Source organism: Streptomyces sp. NPDC042638 (genome assembly GCF_040647235.1).
In the GTDB taxonomy this organism is placed as follows: Bacteria; Actinomycetota; Actinomycetes; order Streptomycetales; family Streptomycetaceae; genus Streptomyces; species Streptomyces rameus.
Window position 1 is genome coordinate 12,419 of sequence record NZ_JBEZBT010000071.1, and the last position, 20,228, is coordinate 32,646.

General features: G+C 69.5%; 16 protein-coding genes. 5 read left to right on the forward strand and 11 right to left on the reverse strand.

Translation table 11 applies throughout. From position 1 onward, the window contains the following. The first annotated feature begins 47 nt into the window (after positions 1-47). From AB0B40_RS34340 to AB0B40_RS34360, 5 genes are all read left to right on the forward strand, one after another. Positions 48-491: a type II 3-dehydroquinate dehydratase gene (locus AB0B40_RS34340; RefSeq protein ID WP_345047980.1), complete on the forward strand. Its 444-nt coding sequence runs from the start codon at positions 48-50 to the stop codon at positions 489-491. Then, complete coding sequence (locus tag AB0B40_RS34345; protein WP_345047979.1) at positions 488-703, forward strand: hypothetical protein; 216 nt, start codon at positions 488-490, stop codon at positions 701-703. Before AB0B40_RS34340 ends, AB0B40_RS34345 begins: the two co-directional genes overlap by 4 nt. 97 nt (positions 704-800) lie before the next feature. After that, positions 801-2,159, forward strand: a complete 1,359-nt coding sequence (ccrA, locus tag AB0B40_RS34350; RefSeq protein ID WP_345047977.1) for a crotonyl-CoA carboxylase/reductase — start codon at positions 801-803, stop codon at positions 2,157-2,159. Between the two features lie 2 nt (positions 2,160-2,161). Next, on the forward strand, positions 2,162-3,199 hold the full coding sequence (locus tag AB0B40_RS34355; protein ID WP_345047976.1) for a ketoacyl-ACP synthase III: 1,038 nt from the start codon (positions 2,162-2,164) through the stop codon (positions 3,197-3,199). Further along, a complete protein-coding gene (locus AB0B40_RS34360) occupies positions 3,196-4,074 on the forward strand; it encodes a 3-hydroxybutyryl-CoA dehydrogenase (protein ID WP_345047975.1) in 879 nt (292 codons plus the stop codon). Before AB0B40_RS34355 ends, AB0B40_RS34360 begins: the two co-directional genes overlap by 4 nt. Before the next feature lie 196 nt (positions 4,075-4,270). Here the strand turns inward: AB0B40_RS34360 and AB0B40_RS34365 are convergent, their stop codons facing one another. The 11 genes from AB0B40_RS34365 to AB0B40_RS34415 form a co-directional block, all read right to left on the reverse strand. Continuing rightward, complete coding sequence (locus AB0B40_RS34365; protein WP_345048026.1) at positions 4,271-4,789, reverse strand: MarR family transcriptional regulator; 519 nt, start codon at positions 4,787-4,789, stop codon at positions 4,271-4,273. 167 nt (positions 4,790-4,956) lie between these two features. Next, positions 4,957-5,886, reverse strand: coding sequence for an ROK family protein (locus AB0B40_RS34370; protein WP_345047974.1), 930 nt, complete (start codon positions 5,884-5,886; stop codon positions 4,957-4,959). 6 nt (positions 5,887-5,892) lie between these two features. Further along, a complete protein-coding gene (locus AB0B40_RS34375) occupies positions 5,893-6,591 on the reverse strand; it encodes an HAD-IA family hydrolase (RefSeq protein ID WP_362267437.1) in 699 nt (232 codons plus the stop codon). Next, a complete protein-coding gene (locus AB0B40_RS34380; protein ID WP_362267440.1) occupies positions 6,588-7,688 on the reverse strand; it encodes a Gfo/Idh/MocA family oxidoreductase in 1,101 nt (366 codons plus the stop codon). Before AB0B40_RS34380 ends, AB0B40_RS34375 begins: the two co-directional genes overlap by 4 nt. Beyond that, a complete protein-coding gene (rifK, locus tag AB0B40_RS34385) occupies positions 7,685-8,845 on the reverse strand; it encodes a 3-amino-5-hydroxybenzoate synthase (RefSeq protein WP_345047970.1) in 1,161 nt (386 codons plus the stop codon). Before rifK ends, AB0B40_RS34380 begins: the two co-directional genes overlap by 4 nt. 221 nt (positions 8,846-9,066) lie before the next feature. Then, the gene (locus AB0B40_RS34390) at positions 9,067-9,900 is read right to left on the reverse strand and encodes a shikimate dehydrogenase (protein ID WP_362267442.1); all 834 of its coding nucleotides are present in this window, start codon (positions 9,898-9,900) and stop codon (positions 9,067-9,069) included. Next, entirely contained in the window at positions 9,897-11,303 is a 1,407-nt protein-coding gene (locus AB0B40_RS34395; protein WP_362267445.1) for a 3-deoxy-7-phosphoheptulonate synthase, read from the reverse strand. The genes AB0B40_RS34390 and AB0B40_RS34395 overlap by 4 nt, the downstream gene beginning before the upstream one ends. After that, on the reverse strand, positions 11,300-12,370 hold the full coding sequence (locus AB0B40_RS34400) for a 3-dehydroquinate synthase family protein (RefSeq protein WP_362267447.1): 1,071 nt from the start codon (positions 12,368-12,370) through the stop codon (positions 11,300-11,302). Before AB0B40_RS34400 ends, AB0B40_RS34395 begins: the two co-directional genes overlap by 4 nt. A gap of 203 nt (positions 12,371-12,573) precedes the next feature. Next, the gene (locus tag AB0B40_RS34405; RefSeq protein WP_345047964.1) at positions 12,574-13,341 is read right to left on the reverse strand and encodes an arylamine N-acetyltransferase; all 768 of its coding nucleotides are present in this window, start codon (positions 13,339-13,341) and stop codon (positions 12,574-12,576) included. Between the two features lie 113 nt (positions 13,342-13,454). Then, entirely contained in the window at positions 13,455-18,773 is a 5,319-nt protein-coding gene (locus AB0B40_RS34410; protein ID WP_362267448.1) for a type I polyketide synthase, read from the reverse strand. A gap of 33 nt (positions 18,774-18,806) precedes the next feature. Beyond that, on the reverse strand, positions 18,807-20,228 hold a 1,422-nt coding region (locus AB0B40_RS34415; protein ID WP_362267450.1), incomplete at its 5' end, for a beta-ketoacyl reductase.

Genomic DNA, 20,228 nt, shown 5'->3' on the forward strand with positions numbered 1-20,228 from the left:
GACCACGGACCGGATGCGGTTCGGACCTTTGAACGGTGAGGTGACACATGAGCACGATGCTCCTACTGAACGGTCCCAACCTCGGCATCCTGGGCCGCCGCGAGCCCGAGATCTACGGCACCGACACCCTGGCCGACATCGAGCAGGCGGTCGCCAACGAGGTGAGCGGGCAGGGCTGGAAGGTCCTGTCCCTCCAGCGGGACTCGGAGGGCGATCTGGTGAGCGCTGTTCACGAGCACGGGCCCGACAGTGTCGGCGCCGTGGTCAACCCTGGCGCCCTGATGATCGCCGGCTGGAGCCTGCGGGACGCGCTCGCGAGCTACGAGCACCCGTGGATCGAGGTTCACCTCAGCAACGTGTGGGCGCGGGAGCAGTTCCGGCACGAATCGATCATCGCCCCGCTGGCCTCCGGCGTCGTGGTAGGCCTCGGCGCGTTCGGCTACCGCCTGGCGGCCCGAGCCCTACTGCACGTGACCGGCGCGGTCCGATGACCAAGCCGACGCCGGACCGGCGCGCCGCCGGAGCGGACATCACTGTGCCGTGCCGCGTGGTCTCCTTCGCTCAAGACCTGGTCGCCCCGCCCGTGTACGGCCGCGAGCTCGCCGGCACGATCCCCGGCGCCACGTTCGAGGCCGCCGACGACGCGGGGCACTCCGGGTACCTGGGAGCCCGCGACGAGCGCGCCGCCCCTCGACGCCCGTAGACGGCAGCAAATGGGTCCTGTACGCGGGGTGAGGGCCGAGCCCGACACAGAAAAACCGATCGTTTCACCAGCCTCACACGGCTTGACGAGGAGCCCGATGATGTCACTCTCCGATGCAGTACGTGCCGGTGCCGGTCCGCAGGAACTGGCCGCCGCGGAAGTACCGGCGGAGTTCCTCGCCGCGCACCTGCGGATCGAGGACGAGAAGACCTTCGAGGGGATCGAAGGCGACCGCGACGTGCGCAAGACCCTCCACGTGGGCACGGTGCCGATGCCGGAACTCGCGCCCGACGAGGTGCTGATAGCCGTCATGGCCAGCGCCATCAACTACAACACGGTCTGGTCAGCGACCTTCGAACCGTTGTCGACCTTCGGCTTCCTCCAGGCCTACGGGCGTCAGGGCGGCTGGGCGAAGCGGCATGACCAGCCCTTCCACGTCCTCGGCTCGGACGCCGCCGGAGTGATCGTCCGCGCCGGTTCCGGCGTGCGGCGCTGGCGGGTCGGTGACCACGTGCTGGTCAACGCGGCCTGTGTCGACGACCAGGAGGCGTCCGTCCAGGCCGACGGGATGCTCAGCGAGAACCAGCTCGCCTGGGGCTTCGAGACCAACTACGGCGGCCTCGCCCACTACACCATCGCCCGGGCCAGCCAGTTGATCCCCAAGCCGGCACACCTGACCTGGGAGGAGGCCGCCTCGGTCCCGGCCTGTGCCGGAACCGCGTACCGGATGCTGGTCAGCGACCGCGGCGCACGGATGAAGCAGGGGGACGTGGTCTTGATCTGGGGCGCGTCCGGCGGACTGGGAGCCTACGCCGTTCAGTTGGTGAAGAACGGCGGCGGCATCGCTGTCGGAGTCGTCGGCTCCGAGGACAAGGCGCGAGCGGCGCGCGCCCTCGGCTGTGACCTGGTGATCAACCGTGAGGAGTACGGCTTCGGCAGTGACGCCGGCGACGAGCCGGCGGTCGCGGTGGCGCAGGGAAAGCGGCTGGGCCGGCTCATCCGTGACGGCGTGGGCGAGGATCCGCACATCGTCTTCGACCACGTGGGCAAATCCACCTTCGGTATCTCGGTGTTCCTCGCGCGGCGCGGAGGCACCGTGGTGACCTGCGGTTCGAGCACCGGCTACGAGCACCGGTTCGACAACCGCTATCTGTGGATGCGGCTCAAGCGCATCATCGGCAGCCACGTGGCGAACCTCCAGGAACAGGTCGACACCGCACGACTGTTCGACCAGGGATCGCTGGTGCCCGCACTGACCTCGCTGTTCACGCTGGAGGAGGCCGGCGCGGCGACCCGGCTGGTGCAGCTCAACCAGCACATCGGCAAGGTGGGCGTGCTCTGCCTGGCCGACCGTCCGGGCCTGGGGGTGACCGACCCCGAGCGGCGCGCCCGGATCGGCGAGGACCGACTGACCCTGATGCGCGCGTACGCGCACGACAGCGTGCGAGCGGCCTGACCATGGAAAGGGAACAGGCGTACGTCACATCCGTGCTGGGGACCGGCTCCTACCTGCCCGCACGGGTGGTGACCAACGAGGAGATCGAGGCCCGGGTACCCGGTGCCTCCGCCGAGTGGATCGCCGACCGGACCGCCATCGTCGAACGGCGGTACGCGGCACCGGACGAGGCAGCGTCCGACCTCGCCGTCCACGCCGCGCGCGCCGCCTTGGACCAGGCCGGACTGGACGCGGACGGCATCGACTTCATCATCGTCGCCACGACGACCGGTGACGCCCCGATCCCCTCCACCGCGTCACTGGTGCAACTGGCACTCGGCGCCCACCGGGCCGCCTGTTTCGACGTCAACATCGCCTGCACCGGGTTCGTCACCGCGCTGTCCATCGCCCAGGCGTACGTGGCGCTGGACCCGACGACGAAGGTCCTGGTCATCGGCACCGACGTGTGGACCCGGTTCATCGACTTCGACAACCGGGCGACCAGTGTGCTGTTCGGGGACGGAGCCGGGGCCGCGGTGATCGCCTCCGTGCCGCATGCGCCCGGCGATCCGGAACGCGGCCTGCTCAAGGTTGAGTTGGTGAGCCGGGCCGAGGCCCACGAGCTGATCAGCATGCCGGCCGGGGGCAGCCGCCGTCCCGCCTCCGTCGAGACGGTCGCGGACGGCGGCCATTTGCTGAGCATGCAAGGCCGGGGGGTGCGCGACTTCGTTCTGGACAACGTCCCCGGCCTCATCGCCGGGCTGCTCAAGCGCTCCGGCTACGAACCGGCCGACGTGCGGCACTTCGTGCCGCACCAGGCCAATGGCCGGCTGGTGGCGGAGCTGGCCGAGGTCAGTGGTCTGGAGCGGGCAGCCACCCATCTGCCGTTGCGTCACAGCGGCAACCTCGGTTCCGCCTCGGTGCCGGTCGCACTTGACGCGGCCAACCGTTCCGGCGTGCTACAGGACGGCGATCTGGTGCTCCTGGCGGGCTTCGGCGCGGGTATGGCGGCCGGTGCCGCCCTGCTGCGCTGGACCGTGACCGAGGGCGGGACTCGATGAGTACGACGGTGGAACGACTGGGCGTGATCGGTGGCGGGACGATGGGCGCCGGCATTGCCGAGGTGAGCCTGCGCGCCGGGGTGGAGGTGACGGTCCTGGTCTCCTCCCCGCACCGGATCGAGGACGCGGTCGGACGGCTGACGGCCTCGTTCGCCCGCGCGGTGACCAAGGGCCGGATGACGGTGCCGGAACAGGCGGCGGCCATGGCCCGGTTGCGGGTCACCGCCGATGTCGAGAACCTCGCGGACCGGCAGTTCGTCGTGGAGGCCGTGACCGAGAGACTCGATGTGAAACGACGGGTGTTCAAGGCGGTGGACGGGGTGCTGGCCGACCCTGCGGCCGTCCTGGCCTCGACGACCTCCAGCCTGCTGGTCGGCGATCTGGCGGAGGCCACCGGTAGAGCCGAGTCCGTGGTGGGAATGCACTTCTTCAATCCCGTACCGCTGATGCCCCTGGTCGAGGTGGTGGTGACGGACCGCACCTCGCAACAGTGCGCCGCGTCGGCCGAGTCCTTCGCCAGGGACACCCTCGGCAAGGAGGTGATCCGCGCCGCGGACCGAAGCGGGTTCGTGGTCAACGCCCTGCTCGTGCCGTATCTGATGGCGGCGGTCAGGATGTACGACCAGGGCATCGCCGACGCTGACGACATCGACCGGGGCATGGTGCTGGGCTGCGGACATCCGATGGGTCCGCTCGCGCTGCTCGATCTGATCGGGATCGACACGATCACCGACGTGGCCCGCTCGATGGCGGAGAACTCCGAGGACCTGGTCCCCGAGCTGCCCCCTTTGCTCACCCGGATGGTCCGGGAGGGCAGACTGGGCCGCAAGACGGGCCACGGCTTCCACCGGTACGACGAGTCCTCCCGATCCTGACCCGACGACCGGCCCGATCACGGTCCGGCCGGCCACGACCTGACCGGCTGCCACCAGCTGCCCTGTTTCGCTTCGGATGGCTGAGCTGGAGTGATGGCTGTGGCGCTCCCGACCAGGCCCGGCAACCTCAAGGCCGAGCAACACGAGCTCCGACTCCGAGACAGAGCGGTCGAGTTGACACACCCACGCAGCACTTCTAGCGCAGCCAGGGAAGGTCGGCACCCGCTTTGTCCGTCTGGAGTCCATCGGTGACGATCTGCATGATCGCGCCGAGGGACTCCTGCTGCTGGGGGGTGAGCCGGTCGAACAGGGCATGCTGCACTACTGTCGCATAGCCCGGAGCGGTCCGCCTGAGGACCTCAAGGCCCTCCTCTGTGAGCACCGTGAACTTGCCGCGCTTGCCGGAGGGAGCTTCCTCGCGCCGTACCAGGCCGTTCCTCTCCAAACGTGCGACGGCGTGTGAGAGCCGGGGCCTGGTGATCTTCGCGTGCATCGCCAGCTCCGTCATCTGCAGCCGCTGGTGAGGGGACTCTGCGAGGTTCACCAGGAGCCTGTAATAGCTGTGAGGCATATTCACCGTACGCTGCAGTTGGCGGTCCATGTGGTCCTCGAGGAGCATGGCCGCGTGGACATAGGAGCGCCAGATGCGGTGCTGCTCATCGGTGAGCCATCGGAGCTTCGCGGTGGATGAGTATGCCTTGCTCGTATGCTTCACTTTACGCACAAACTCCTTGAATACTTAATGAATACATACACCTTTCCCCAACGCCTTTTTAGCCCCCTATGAGCCTCGGCGGTCCATCGGGGCAGAGTTCATTCGGTTCGGCTCCGTGAACGGCTGCGACGCCGTGGGTGCCTCCGCAGAGCCGGAAGCAGGGCGACCTACAGCAGCGGTACGGCTCCGTCGGTGACGGCTCGGGCAAGGAGGACCGCGCCCTGGAGGGAGGAAAGGCCGCCAAGGCGCGCCGGAGCGACCGGTGGGGCAGGGCGGCCTGGACGCGAGAGGGATGCCAGGTGGGTTGCTGTGCGGTCGACCAGGTTGTCGATGCCTGCCGCGAATCCGCCTCCGATCACAGCGAGGCTGGGGTGGAGCAGTTCGGTGACCCCCATGATGGCAGTGGCCAGGGCCCGGCAGGTGTCGTCGATCGCGGCTGTAGCCCACGGGCGGGCGGTACGGAGCGCTTCGCGCAGCTCTTCGTAGGTGACCGGATCGCCGTGGAGCTCGCCGGCCCGGGCCAGAGTGGCCGGCCCCGAAGCTATCGCCTGGAGGCAGCCCTGGCGGCCGCAGACACACACGGGGCCGCCCAACTCGACGACCAGATGGCCCAGTTCGAAGGAGCCGCGGCCCGGGCCGGGGCACAGGCGGCCCCCCAGGACCAGGCCGCCGCCGATGCCGGTACCGACACCGACGTAGAGCAGATCGGCGCAGTCGGCCGCTGCGGCCTCGGCGAGGGCGGCCACGTCGCCGTCGTCCGCCCATGCGACGGCCGCTCCGGGCACGAGGGCGCGTAGCGCGGGGCCCAGGGCGAGGCCGGTCCACGACGGTCGGCTGGGCCAGGAGGTGACCTGCTCGTCCGGGCCGACCGTGGCGGGGACGGCGACCCCGGCAGCTTGGAAACCATCGCCTGTGCGGGCCGCCAGGGTGGTGATGCCGTCCGACAGCAGGGCAAGGTCGCTGTCCGGTCCGTCTTCGTGGTGCGGCCAGGAGAACATGTGCTCCTCGGTACGGCCGTCCGCTGACTCGGCGCGCAGGACGACCTTTGTGCCCCCTATGTCGATGCCCAGATGCCACGACGGCGGTGAGGCTGTCATTCCGTCTCAGTGGCCGGGGACGGCCGGGCAGAGGGCGAGCAGGTCGGCGGGCCGTTGCAGGACGATGTCAGGGCCGGCGGCGAGCAGTCCGGTCTCGTCGTGGCAGCCCCACAGTGCGGCTGCGGCGGTGACGTCGGCGCCGTGGGCGCTGGCCAGGTCGGTGGGGGCGTCGCCGATCATGATGGCCTGGTCTGCGGGAACGTCGAGGAGTTCGAGCGCGCGTCTGACGATGTCGGGGGCGGGCTTGGGCCGGGGCACCTCGTCGGAGCCGATGACGTGGGCGAAGTGCGGAAGCAGGCCGAGGACGTCGAGCAGGGACCGGGCGCGCTCGCCTGCCTTGCCGGTGGCGATGGCCAGCCGAAGGCCGCGCTCGTTCAGCATCCTCAGCACATCGGCGACACCGTCGTACACCTGAACGTGCTGGGCGAGCCGGTAGCTCTCACGGACGAAGGGCTCCTCCATCTCCAGCGGAAGGCCCATGATCCGCATGATGTCGGGAAAGTAGCGGCCCTGATGGCGCTGGTACTCCTCGAAGGGCGCCTCGCCCGGGCCGACGACCTCGGCGTAGGCGAGGGAGAAGGCCTCGCCCATCACCGCGAAGCTGTCGACGACGACTCCGTCGAGATCGAAGATGACTGCTTGTCTGGAGACTGGGGCGTGCTGTTCGGAGGTCGTTGCCGCGTGGTGTTCCGACCCTGTGGTCATGCGGTCCTCACCTCCTTGTGGGGGGTGAACTGGGGCGCGTGGTCCGCAGGTCGAGCGGCCCGGGCCGATGCGTAGAAGCTTTCGACCAGCTGGACGGTGTTACGGGCCTGGGCGACGGCCACGCCGCGTCGGCCTGGGTCGGCCAGGAGCCCGGCGAGGCCGTCGAGCTGGCGTCCGTACTCGCTGCCGATCGGCTCGGCGGGCAGCGGGATCTGCTGTGTGACGCCTTCCCGGGTGAGGGTCAGCACCCGTTCCGGGGCCCGGTTGGGACTGAAGCCGAAGGTGCAGTGCAGCCGTGCCGTTCCCTTGCTGCCCTCGACGGTGATGACGGAGGCGTCCAGCGCCTCGTGCGAAGCCCAGCTGGCTCGTAGCGAGACCGAGATGCCGTCCTCGCGGAGCAGGAAGCCTCGGGCGGTGTCCTCGACGTTGCCGGCCGGGACGTCGGTGGGCTGGTCCTCGCGCCAGGTAGCGGACCAGGCACTGCTGCTGACGAAGTCGTCGGAGACCGAGCCGATCACCTGGGTGACGGGGGCGGGGCCGAGGAGGTAGGTGAGGACGTCGAGCAGGTGCCAGCCGAGGTCGACGAGTACACCGCCACCGGACTTGCTGCGCTGGGTGAACCAGCCGCCGGGCGCCGGCACGCCGCGCGCCCTGACCCAGGCCAGGGTGACATGGCGGATCCGGCCAACCTGGGGCAGCAGCCCGGCAAGCAGTTGGACGTCGCCGCGGTGGGCGGCGGCGCTGCCGGCGAGCAGTGTCCCGCCGTACTGTTCGGCCGCGGCGAGGGCGTCGGCCTCGGCGGTGGTCAGGCAGACCGGCTTCTCCAGGAAGACGGAGATCCTGCGGCGGAGCAGGGCGGCCGCTACCTCCGCGTGCAGATGGTTGGGTACCGCGACGAAGGCGATGTCGACCGTGCGGGGGGTGAGAGCGTCGATGGTGGTGTGGGCGGGCAGGCCCATCGCCACGGCGGCTGCCCGGGAGGCCGGGTCGGGGTCGACGGCGGCGACCACCTCGAAGTCCTTGTGCTCGCTCAGCAGTCTGAGCCACAGCTCGCGGCCCGCCCAGCCGAGCCCGACGACGGCGGCGCGGACCTTCATCGTGCGGCCACCGCGTCGGCGATGATCTCGGCCGTGGTGTGGAGGGCTTCCTCGGAGGCGAGCAGCACCCGGTGGTGCAGCCAGATGCAGTCGGTGCTGATCGCCTCCGTGTGAGGGCAGCTTGCGGCGAGCCTGTCGACGGTGGTGTCGGGCGCGGCCGTCTCCCAGAACGCGTCGGTGCGGTAGACCGCCCGGAAGGCGGCGAAGGCAGGCAGCCCGGCCCCGACGAACGTGTCGACGAGGGCGTTGCGGCCCTCCTCGGAGATGCCGGGAATCCGGAACATGGCCATGTAGTGGGAGTTCCGGTCGGCGCGCGCATCGCCCCCCTGGGGTACGACGCCGTCGATCTCGCCGAGCAGCCGGGACAGCAGTGTCCAGCGCTGTTCGCGCAGCGTGAGCTGGGCGTCGAGGCGGCTCAGCTGGGCGCGGAGCACGGACGCGGAGAATTCGTTGAGCCGCATGTTGGTGCCGGCGGTCTGGTGCATGTAACGGCGGTCGGTGCGGGGCCGGCCACAGCTGTGCCGCAGGAAGGCGGCCTCGTACGTCTCCTCGTCGGGGAAAAGCAGTGCACCACCCTCGCCGGCGGTCATCAGCTTGCCGTTCTGGAAGCTGAACGCGGCGACCGTACCCAGCTCGCCCACCCGCTTCCCCTGCCAGCGGGCACCGTGCGCGTGGGCAGCGTCCTGCAGCAGGGGCACGCCGGTGTCCGCGGAAAGCTTGTCGAGCGCGTCCATGTCAGCGATCAGCCCCGCCATGTGCACGGGCATGATCACCCTGGTGCGAGGGGTGACGGCGGACGCCGCGGCAGCCACGTCGATGTTGTACGTGTCGAGATCGACGTCGACGGGGACGGCGACCGCGCCGAGCCGCTGAGCGGCCTGGGACGAGGAGATGAAGGTGAAGGCCGGCACGATGACCTCCGTGCCCGGACCGACACCCAGACACTGCAGCGCCAGCTCCAGGGCGTGGGTGCCGTTGGTGACGGCCAAAGCATGCGGGGCACCATGGAAGTCGGCGAACTCGCTCTCGAAGGAGTCCACCTCCGACCCGCCCATGCGCCACCACTGACCCTGCTCCAGGGCCCGGATCAGGCCGGTGCGCTCGGCGTCGTCGTACTGCGGCCAGGAGGGAAACTCTGGTGCCGGTCGCGCGTTCATGTATCTCCAAATCTCCACTTCGGACACTTCTCGGCCGATGGCCGACGGACGGCATAAAGCGGGCGGGGCACGCGGCCGACCGGAGGTTCCACCTCGAGGATCAGGCCCAAGAGTGCGACTTTCACGGTAGGCACCGCGCTCACCACCCCACATCCCCCGGTCTGGTAGCCGTCTGTCGGGGTGTGGGTCGGCTGGACGCGGGATCGTGGCGGGTGTGTGCGTCAGCCGGTCCTGGGTGCGCTCAGGCCGAAGAATGCGCAGTAGGACTCCACTTGACCGTTCAGCATGTGGATGCCGTGGTGGACGTGGTGGCCGAGGGCGGCGGCCTGCCGCAGCAGGGGCGTCTCGTGGGGTTTCATGATGATGTCGCCCACCACCGCTGCGGGCGGGAGGGCTTCGGGCTGGAACGGCAGTGGGTCGCTGGATCGCAGTCCGAGCGGGGTCGCGTTGACCGCGAGGTCGCTCTCATGCAGGGGCAGTTCGGCGACGGCGTGGATTCGGCCGGGCCAGTACGTGGCGAGCCGGCCGACAAGCGTCTCCAGTTTGGGCAGGTCCGGGTCGGTCACGGCGATCCGGTCCGCGCCGGCCGTCAGCAGCGCGGACGCGATGGCGCTGCCCGCCCCGCCGGCCCCGGCGAGCGCGACCCGCTTGCCTCGTATCTCATGCCCGGCGCGGGCGAGGCCAGTCACGAAACCGGAACCGTCGAAGTTCTCAGCGAGCCAACTGCCGTCGGGTTCGCGGCGCAGCACGTTGGCCGTTCCGGCGATCTTGACGGTATGGCTTTGCCGGTCGGCGAGCTGGGCGGCGTGCGTCTTGTGTGGGACGGTGACGAAGACGCCGTCGAGGTTACCGATCCGCTGCAGGCCGTGTACGACCCGTTCCAGATCGCCAGGGTGGACCTGTACCGGCACCAGCACTGCGTCCACGCCCTGTTCGGCGAAGAGCGGGTTGAGCAGGCCGGGGGACTGGACCTGCTCGACCGGGTCGCCGATCACCGCGTACAAGCGGGTGGTGCCGCTGATCGCGGCCTGCGGCGGGGTGGCGGTGTTGGTCATCGCGGGTTCCCGGGGCCGGCAGAGGTGACCTGCTGGGCAGCCGGCCGGATGGCCTCTGCGAGCAAATCGGCAACGGTGAAGGCCAGTTCCATAGACTGTTCCTCATTCAGGCGAGGGTCGCAGGCGGTACGGTAGCGGGCCGGCAGGTCAGCCTCACCGAGGCCGCGGGCGCCGCCCAGGCACTCGGTGACGTCCTCGCCGGTCGCCTCCAAGTGGAGGCCGCCGGGGTGAGTGCCGAGGGTGCGGTGGACGTCGAAGAAGCCGTTGATCTCCGCGACGATGTCGTCGAAGTGGCGGGTCTTGCGGCCATCCGGCGTCGTGCGGGAGTTTCCGTGCATCGCGTCGCACTGCCATACCACCTGGTGGCCGGTGGAGGTGACCTTCTCCACGATCGGCGGCAGCACCTCGCGGACCTGGGAGTGGCCCATCCTGCTGATCAACGTCAGCCGCCCGGGAGTGGCATGGGGGTCGAGCCTGCGGACGTACTCGACGGCTTCTTCCGGGGTTGTGCTGGGGCCGATTTTCACCCCGATGGGGTTGGCGAGCAGTTCGGCGACGGCGAGGTGCGCGTCGCCGAGGCCTCGCGTGCGCTCGCCGATCCAGAGGAAGTGGGCGAGGGGGCTGACGAGCAGTGGTTCCGGACCGGTGGCGAACCCGGCGGTGTGGAGCGGGGCGCATTCGTAATCGAGCAGGAGCATCTCGTGGCCCACATAGAGCTGTTCGCTGCTCGGGCCCGGATCGCGGCCGATCTCTTCGGCGGTGCGGACGAAGCGGCCGCCGCCGGGGGTGCCTTGCAGGTACGAGGGGAGGCCGGTGTGCGGGTTCGCCGGCTCCTGTGCGTACGCCCGGCGGGCGAGCGTCATCGCGCGAGCCGCGTGCCCGCGGGCGCGCAGCATCCTGTCCGGGTCACAAGTGCGTGCGGCGAGGGTGCGTTCGGCGGAGTTGACCATGTCACCCCGGTAGACCGGCAAGCCGTCCGCGTCGACGGACTGTGAGCGCGGCTTCGCGTACTGTCCGGCCATACGGGCGAGGGGAACCACCGGCAGCCCGGCGGCGTGGGCAAGGTGCAGCGACATACGCTTCAGGAGACCGAGGTTGGCTCGCAGGTGCGATTCGGTGGTCTCGGCGAAGGTTTCCGCGCAGTCCCCGCTCTGCAGCAGGAACGCCTGGCCGCGGGCGACCGCCGCGAGCTGCTCGGAGAGCTGCGCCGTCTCGGACTCGGCCACGATCGGGGGCGCGGTGCGCAGCAGTTCCACTGCTGTCCGGGCCCGGGCCGGGTCCGGCCACTCGGGCTGCTGCGCCGCAGGTCTGGCCAGGGCCGCGGCGAGGCGGTCCGCGAGCCTCGGCTCCCGCGTGTTCCCGCCCCGGACCTCGCCGTGCGCTGCCTCTGATGAGCGCGTCATGCCAGCGGGGCTCCCGTTCCGTGGAAGCCTGCCGGCTCGATGAGTTGCCCGAGTGGCTGCCGTGGCATGCGCTCCAGGACCTCGGTGACGACCTGTTCGGGCACGTCGTGGACCAGCTCCGCTCCCCCGGGCCCGTCGAGGACGAAGGCGAGGCCGGTGAGCGCCTTCTTGTCCCGGCGCATCAGGCGGATCAGCTCGGCCGTCTCGATGCCCTCGGGCAGCGCGGTGGGCAGGCCGTAGAACTCGACGACCTCCCGGTGCTCCGCCACCCGCTCGGGACCGATCCGGTCCAGGGCCCCGGCGAGCAGGCCCGCGAAGATCGTGCCGATGGCGACGGCCTCGCCGTGCCGGAGCGCAAAGCCGCCGGCCAGCTCCAGGGCGTGGCCCAGGGTGTGGCCGTAGTTGAGGATGTGTCGCAGGCCGGTGTCCCGCTCGTCGGCCGAGACGACGCCGGCCTTCAGCCTCACACTGGCGGCGATGCGCTCCGCGAGGCCGAGCCCGCGCAGGTCACCGGCACCGATGAAGTGGCAGCGGGCGATCTCACCCAGGCCGTTGAGCATCTCCCGCCGGGGCAGGGTGGACAGGTAGTCGGTGTCGCACAGCACGGCGGCGGGCTGCCAGTAGGCGCCCACCAGGTTCTTACCGGAGGGCAGGTTGACCGCCGTCTTGCCGCCGACACTCGCGTCGACTTGGGCCAGCAGCGTGGTCGGCAGATGTACCACCGGCACGCCCCGGTGGTACAGGGCGGCGGCCAGGCCGACGACGTCGGTGGTGGTTCCGCCCCCGCAGGAGACGACCGCGTCGTTGCGTGTGAGGCCGAAGCGAACGAACTCCGCGCACAGGGCCTCGACAGTGGCGAGGTTCTTGTCCGGCTCACCGTCCCGGGCGGGCAGCAGCACGGTCTCCACTCCCGTGTCAGGCACCCATTCCGCGGGCCGGGCTGACACGACGGCGACCCGCCGGGCGCCGAGGCCCTGGATCACTTCGGCCAGCATGGAACGCACCCCGGGGCCGATCAGCACATCGTAGGAACGTTCGCCTATGTGGACCGGTATCTGTTCTCTCACTCCGCCTCACTCTGTCCTGTGGAAGCCGGTGGTGCGCCGGGGCGGCCACCCCGCCGGGGTCTTCGGGAGACGGTCCGCCGTCTGAACCCTTGGCGCGACCGGGGCCCCAGCTGACCGCAGGTCCGGCTGTGCACGGCGGGATAGGCTGAAGCTTTCGCGAGCAGCTCCGGCCTTTCCGCAAGCGGTCGTGGTGGTTCGTCCGCTCAGCTCCAGTAGGTGCTGACGATCTTTTCGAGCTCGTTCTCGTCCCGGATGAGACGAAGCCGCTCCTCGCCGTCCTCAACGGACAGGAAGAGGTTCGCGGTGAGCGTGACCTGCCCGTTGTCGATGACCCGTCGGCGGCGCCGCGGGTGGGCCACCATCTCCTCCTGCGGCAGGGCGTCGCGCCAGCGGGCCCAGTCCGCGGTGGTACGCGTCTGCGGCAGGAAGCGGTAACTGTCGCGCCAGTCTTTGGCGCGGGTCTTGTACTCGAGGAAGTAGTGCTCCTCCCGACGGGTCAACCGGAACTCGATGCCGTCCTGGACCACGGTCTCTCCGGAGAACGGCAGCGGCTCCACGATGGAGATGCCCGCGTGCCCGGCGTCGGCGAGCCAGTCCTCACCGTCGATGGTGACGCGCATGACCATGTGCTCGATGTCAGGGCCCCACACTCCCCCCGGCAGGAGGGTGGCTGCGGCCAGCACCTGCACGTCGAAGCCCAACTCGACGAGGAGCCGATGGAACATGAAGTTCAACTCGACGCAGATGCCGCCCCGGCCGCTGAGCACGATCGTCTCGAAGGCCGGGTCAAGGTCGAAGGACGCCTGGGCCAGGCCGAGGGCGTCACCACTGCTGTTCAGGTCCAGGGCGTAACCACTGTCGTAAGGGATCCGCATCTGGTGCTCGCGGTGGATCTTCCGCAGGGTCGCCAGGCTTGCGTCGGGCGTTCCCGAGAAGCCGAGGTACTCCAGGTACTTGTCCTTGTCGAACATGCTTTGTCTCCTTGGGTGTTCGTCGTCGGCGAGTGGCGCAGGGGGTAGGTCGGTGACCGGTGCGCCGGCCGTGCTGCGTCGCATTGTCGGATTCCGGCAGGGAGGCGAGTCGGTCATTGACCTCCGCGCACCATGCGTGGAGTGTCCGGCGAGCCCACGTGGGATTCGAGGCGTTCCAGCAGCTCCTCGGCGGCCAGTTCCGCGGTGGGGTACTCGAAGGCGAAGGTGGCCGGGATGCGGACGCCGGTGAGCGCCGACAGCCGGTTCCTGAGTTCGATGGCGGTCAGAGAGTCGAAACCGATGTCGAAGAAGGAAAGGTCCGGTCCGATTTCGTCCGCGGACACGTAGCCGAGGATCGTGGCGACCTCGCGCTGGACCAGGTCGACCAAGATCTTTCCTCGCTGGTCCGGGGACGCCTCGGCCAGCCGATCCGCCAGCGTGTCGGCCCCGGTCGCCCCATCACGGGCGGGCCGCCGACTGACGCGGATGAGGCCGCGCAGCAGTGGGGGGACGGACGCGGAGTTGGCCTGGTCCCATATCGCCTCGAGTTCCAACTTCGTCAGGACCTGAACAGCGTCACGGTCAAGCAGCGCGAGGTCGAACAGCTCCATGCCCTCCTGCGCCGTGAGTTCGGTGCTGTTCCAGCGGTCGAAACGCTTCAGCTCGACCTCAGCGAGTTTGTCCAGCGCGTCCGATCCCTGCCCCCACCATCCCCACACCAGTGAGGTCGCCGGCAGTCCGGAAGCATGACGGCGTACGGCTAGCGCGTCGAGGTAGGAGTTCGCGGCGGCGTAGTTGCCCTGACCCGCTGAACCGAAGATCCCCGAAAGAGACGAGTACAGGACGAAGGCCGCGAGGTCGAGATCGCGCGTGAGTTCATCCAGAATGTGTGCCGCATCGGCCTTCGGACGGAGCACCGTGTCGAGCTGTTCGGGCGTCAGGGACGTCACCACACCGTCATCCAGCGTTCCGGCCGCGTGGATCACGCCGGTAAGGGGGGTGTCCTTGGGAACCGAGGCCAGAAGCGCGGCCATGGAGTCTCGATCGGACACATCGCACGCTACGACTCGGACGAGCGCCCCGAGCCCCTCGAGTTCGGCTTCCAACTCGGCCGCGCCCGGTGCGTCCGGTCCTCTCCGGCTGACCAGGATGAGGTTTCTGATCTTGTGCTTGGAAACCAGGTGCCTGGCCGCCAGGCGACCCAGCCTACCCGTACCGCCGGTGATCAGGACCGTGCCCTCGGGGTTCAGTGGACGGCCATGGGCATCGGCGGGGGCGGCCTTGACGAGCCTCGGCACCGCCACCGCGCCGCTGCGAAGTGCCGCCTGAGGCTGCCCGGACGCGAGTACATCGGGAAGGCGCCGGGCTGACGCCTCCGTGCCGTCCGTGTCGACCAGGAGGATGCGGCCCGGGTTCTCGGACTGTGCCGAACGCAGCAAGCCGGCAGCCGTCGCAACGGCCAGGTCGGGAGCCGGGTCCCCGTCCTGGACGACCGCACCCGCCTGTGTGAGAGCGACGAGAGGAGTGTCCTGGAAGGCGGGTTCTGCGAGCCACGCCTGGACGACCTCCAGCACTCGCCCGGTGACGTCCCGGACGGCGGCGAGGTCCGTACGTCCGTTCCCGGCCACATCGAGGAGGACCATGCCGGGGGGCGTTCCGGCCACGGCACGAACGTCCTCGGCAGTTGTCACGGGTACGACGTTCAGCTCGTCATGCACGCTCCTGACGGAGATGGGCTCCCAGGCCACACGGAACATCTGCTCCTTGGACGCACCTGAGCCGACGCGCAGCAGTTCCGGGACCACCGGTCGCAGGACCATCGAGTCGACGGCGGCCACAGGTGCGCCGAAGGCGTCGGCCAGGCGCAAGCGGATCGTGTCGCGGGCGAGCGGTGTGAGGTGGACCCGCAGTGTGGAGGTTCCGATGGCGTGCAGTCTGACGTCGCGCCAGACGAACGGCAGAGCCAGCTTCGGGCTCTCGCCGGGCATATCGGTGCGGAAGGCACAGGCGTGCATGGCCGCGTCCAGGAGGGCCGGGTGCAGCCCGTAGTCATCGCCCTTGCCTGCCGCCTCGGGCAGTGAGACCTCGGCGAACACCTCCTCGCCGCGCGTCCACGCCCCGCGCAGGCCCCGAAAGGCCGGACCGTAGCCGTATCCCGCCTCTGCCATGCCGTCGTAGGCGTGGGCGAGTACGTCCGGGTCGACGGCGGTGGCGCCGGGCGGCGGCCACTGGGTGAGGTCGAAATCGGCCCCACCCTCCTCCGGCACCAGGCGTCCGGAGGCATGACGGGTCCAGCTCCCACGTGGACCGGCTTCCTCCCAGCGGGAGTGAATCTGGACGGTGCGGTGGCGAGATTCGTCAGGCTCACCCACCCACACACGTACCTGGACACCGCCGCTCTCGGGCAGCAGTAGGGGGCGCTCGATAACCAGTTCGCCGACCAGGCCGCACCCGATCTCGTCGCCGGCGCGGACCGCGAGTTCCACGAATGCTGCTCCGGGCACGAGGACGACTCCGGCGGCCGCGTGGTCGGCGAGCCAGGGGTGCGTGCGCAGCGACAGCCGGGAAGTGAACAACACGCCGTCCGAGCCGGGGATTTCGGTGACCGCGCCGAGCAGGGGATGGTCCGCCGCCTCGAGACCGAGGCCTGGTGCGTCCCCACCGGAGTCTGCCGGATCCAACCAGTAGCGCTGGCGCTGAAAGGCGTACGTGGGCAGATCCACGGGCCGCTCCGTACCGCGGCCGAGGACGGCTCCCCAGGAGACCTGAACGCCGTGGGTGTGCAGGTGGGCCAGCGAGGCGAGGAACCTGCGCGGGCCGCCCTCGTCGCGGTGCAGCGACCCGGTGACGACAGCGGGTGCCTGGAGCTCCTCCAGCACGTCCTGGACGCTCGACGCCAGCACAGGGTGGGAGCTGACCTCGATGAACACTCCATGTCCATCACCGGCCAGGGACCGGATGGCCGGGTCGAACTGCACGGTCTGCCGCAGGTTGCGATACCAGTACTCGGCGTCCAGTTCCGTGGTGTCCTGGAGTCGCCCGGTCACCGTGGAGTACAGCGGCACGCGCGAAGGGCCGCCGGAGATCCCCCTAAGTGCCTCAAGGAAAGAGTCGCGCAGCACATCCATCTGTGCGGAGTGTCCGGCGGCGTTGGCCCTGTGGATCCTGCGGGCGTGGATGCCCTCGGTCTCGCACCGGGCGAGCAGCTCTTCCAGGGCGGGCAGTTCACCGGTCACGACCACTGAGGAGGGTCCGTTGACCGCGGCGATCTCCAGGCCCGGCGACTCCTCGATCAGCACGGAGGCGGCCTTGACGCCGGCAACGAGGGACGCCATGCCTCCGCGTCCGGACAACTCGGCGCGGATGGCCTTGGCCCGGTAGACCACGAGGCGGGCGGCGTCCGGAAGGGACAGCGCACCGGCAAAGCAGGCAGCGGCGATCTCGCCCTGGGAATGACCCACGACCGCATCCGGGACGATCCCGCACGCTTCCCACAGCGCGGCAAGCGACAGCATCAGTGCCCACGACACCGGCTGCACGACGTCGATGTCTTCAAGGGACCGGGCGCCCTCCACCTGCCGCACCACATCGAGCAACGACCAGCCGGTCAGCGGGTCAAGCGCCTCGGCGCACTCGGCCATGCTGGTTGCGAACACGGACGACGCCTCGAGCAGTTCCCTTCCCATGCCCGCCCACTGTGCGCCCTGGCCGGGGAACACGAAGACGGTCCGGCCCACTACGCTCTCGGCCGTTCCCCTGACGACACCGGTCGCTGACTCGCCGTTGGCCACAGCGTCCAATGCGGTCAGCGCCTCTTCCCGGTCCTCGGCGAGCACGATCGCACGGTCGGGGAGAAGACCCCGGCTCCGCACCAACGACCGGCCGACGTCAAGCAGGTCCAGCTCTTGACGTTGCCTCAGGAACGAACCAAGGCGCCGGGCCTGACCGGCGAGACCCGCCTCGCCACGGGCCGAGAGGACCAGTGGCACAACCGAGTCGCCCAGCACGCGCGCCTTCTCGTCGGACGGGTTCACGGACGTCTGCTCGGGCGCCTGCTCCAGGATGACGTGCGCGTTGGTGCCGCTGACGCCGAAGCCGGAGACCCCCGCACGACGAGGACGGCCGATCTCGGGCCACTCGTGCGCCTCGGTCAGCAACTCAACCGCTCCAGCGGACCAGTCGACCTGAGGCGTGGGCTCGTCCACGTGCAAAGTCCGCGGCAGCACACCATGCCGCATGGCCATCACCATCTTGATCACACCAGCGACGCCTGCCGCATGGCCCGCGTGTCCAAGGTTCGACTTCACTGAACCGAGCCACAGCGGCAGTCCGGGGTCACGGCCCTGACCATAGGTGGCGAGGAGGGCCTGTGCCTCGATCGGGTCGCCCAGGGGGGTTCCGGTGCCGTGCGCCTCGACGATGTCGACATCGGCGGACGACAAACCAGTGGTAGCGAGTGCCTGGCGGATCACCCGCTGCTGCGAGGGTCCGTTCGGCGCGGTGAGTCCGTTGGACGCGCCGTCCTGGTTCACCGCAGTGGCCCGTACGACGCCGAGAATCTCATGTCCGTCACGGATGGCATCGGAAACCCGCTCCAACAGCAGGACGCCCACGCCCTCGGCAGAGTTCGTTCCATCCGCGGATGCCGCGAACGCCTTGCACCGGCCGTCCTTCGCAAGAGTCCGCATACGCGAGGCCAACACCAAGCCGGCGGGAGTGCACATCACGCTGGAGCCCCCGGCCAGCGCCAACGACGACTCGCCCGAACGCAGGGACTGCACTGCCATGTGCAGGGCTACCAGGGACGACGAGCAGGCCGTGTCGACCGTGACTGCGGGCCCCTCGAACCCGAGAGTGTAGGAAACCCGTCCCGACAGGACGCTCGCCAAGCCGCCGGTCATCAAGTAGCCCTCGAGCTCGTCGGGGACGCTGTGGAAACCTGTGGCGTAATCGTGCCCGCCCACGCCGGCGAACACGCCGACGTTCTTGCCACGCAGAGTAGCCGGGTCTATGCCCGCCCGTTCGATCGCCTCCCACGACGTCTCCAGCATCAGACGCTGCTGCGGGTCCATGACCAGCGTCTCGCTTTGTGAGATGCCGAAGAAGCCGGCGTCGAACTCGCCCACGTCGTCCAGGAACCCGCCTTCCTGGACATAAGTCGTGCCGGCCCGATCGAGGTCCGGGTCGTACAGGTTCTCAAGATCCCAGCCCCGGTCGGTGGGGAATGCGCCGACTGCGGAACGACCATCGGCGATCAACTCCCACAACTCTTCGGGTGACGACACCCCACCGGGGAACCGGCACGCCATGCCCACGATGGCGATCGGTTCAGTGAAGCTGTCGCGGATCTTCTTGTTCTCGTTCTCCAGCTGCTCGTTCTCGATCAGTGAAGCCCGCAGCGCTTCGACAAGCTTTGCCTCTGAGCTGGTCATTCGCTGTCTCCGTTCGTTCCGGTCGTGCGTCCGCTACTGCTTCCGGGCTTTCCTCATTGCGCGCTCCACCAGGTCGTCAACGCCCATCTCCTCGATCAGCAGCTTGCCGTCCTGCTTCGGTTCGGCGGTGTCCGGCGCTGTGGCACTTTCACCACCGGGGCTCGCCACCAGTTGCAGGAGCTTCTCCATGAGCCCGAGTTCCTGGAACCGGGACAGAGGCGTGGTGACCAGGACCCTCCGGATCTCGTCCTCCCGACCCGCCGACTCGCCAACGGCCTCGGGGCACAGTTCCGCGAGCAGACGGCGCATCAGGCTCCGGGGTGTGGGATGGTCGAAGATGATGGTGGCAGGGAGGCGGATCCCTACGAGTCCGTTGAGTCGGTTGCGGAGTTCAACGGCCAACATCGAGTCGAAGCCGACCTCCCGGAAAGCCCGGTCGGGGTCGACCTTGCCGGGTGTTGAATGGCCCAGGACCGCAGCGACCTCGCGCCGGATCACATCCAGCAGCATCTGCTCTCGCTGGACCGGGAGCGTGGCGGCCAGCCGTTCAGCGAGGCCGCCCCAACGGGGGGCCACGTGCCGAGCGGTGCGACGGCCGGCCCGCACGAGGCTCCGCAGCAGTACGGTTACGGGTTCGGACGCGGCTTGGGCGCGCAGCGCGGCGTAGTCCGGCTTGGCCGCCAAGAGCACCGCGTCGTCCGACCGCAGCGCCGCGTCGAACAGCTCCAGACCCTCCTGGCTGGAGTGTGCCACCAGGCCCTGCGGGGCCATCCTCCGCTGATTGGCCATGCCCCGGTTCCCGCTAGTTCCGGTCTGGTCCCACACCCCCCATGCGAGGGAGATGCCGGGCAGGCCGGAGCGGTGGCGGTGGAGGGCGAGGGCGTCCAGGGAGGCATTGGCGGCGGCGTAGTTGCCCTGGCCGGGGTTGCCGAGGACTCCGGCGGCGGAGGAGAAGAGGACGAACGCCGCAAGATCGATGTCCCGGGTCAGTTCGTGCAGGTGCAGTGCGGCGTCGAGTTTCGGCCGCAGCACGGTGTCGAAACGGTCCGGGGTCAGAGCGGTGACCACGCCGTCGTCGAGGACTCCGGCAGTGTGAACCACGGCGGTGAGCGGGTGCGCATCCGGTACGGCGGCCAAAAGCGCCGCGACAGCGTCCCGGTCGGCGGTGTCGCACGCGGCGATGGTGACGGTCGCGCCGAGGCCGGTCAGTTCCTCGTACAGCGCCGCCGCCCCTTCGGCATCCGGTCCGCTCCGGCTGGCCAGCAGCAAGTGCCGCACACCGTGTTCGGTCGCCAAGTGCCGGGCGACGAGACCGCCGAGCGTCCCGGTGCCGCCCGTGACAAGGACGGTGCCGTCGGGGTTGAGCTCGCGCCGGGGGCCTTCGGCAAGCGGGGCGCGCTTCAGCCGAGGGACGAAGGCCACACCACCGCGCACACGGACCCGGGGCTCGCCTGT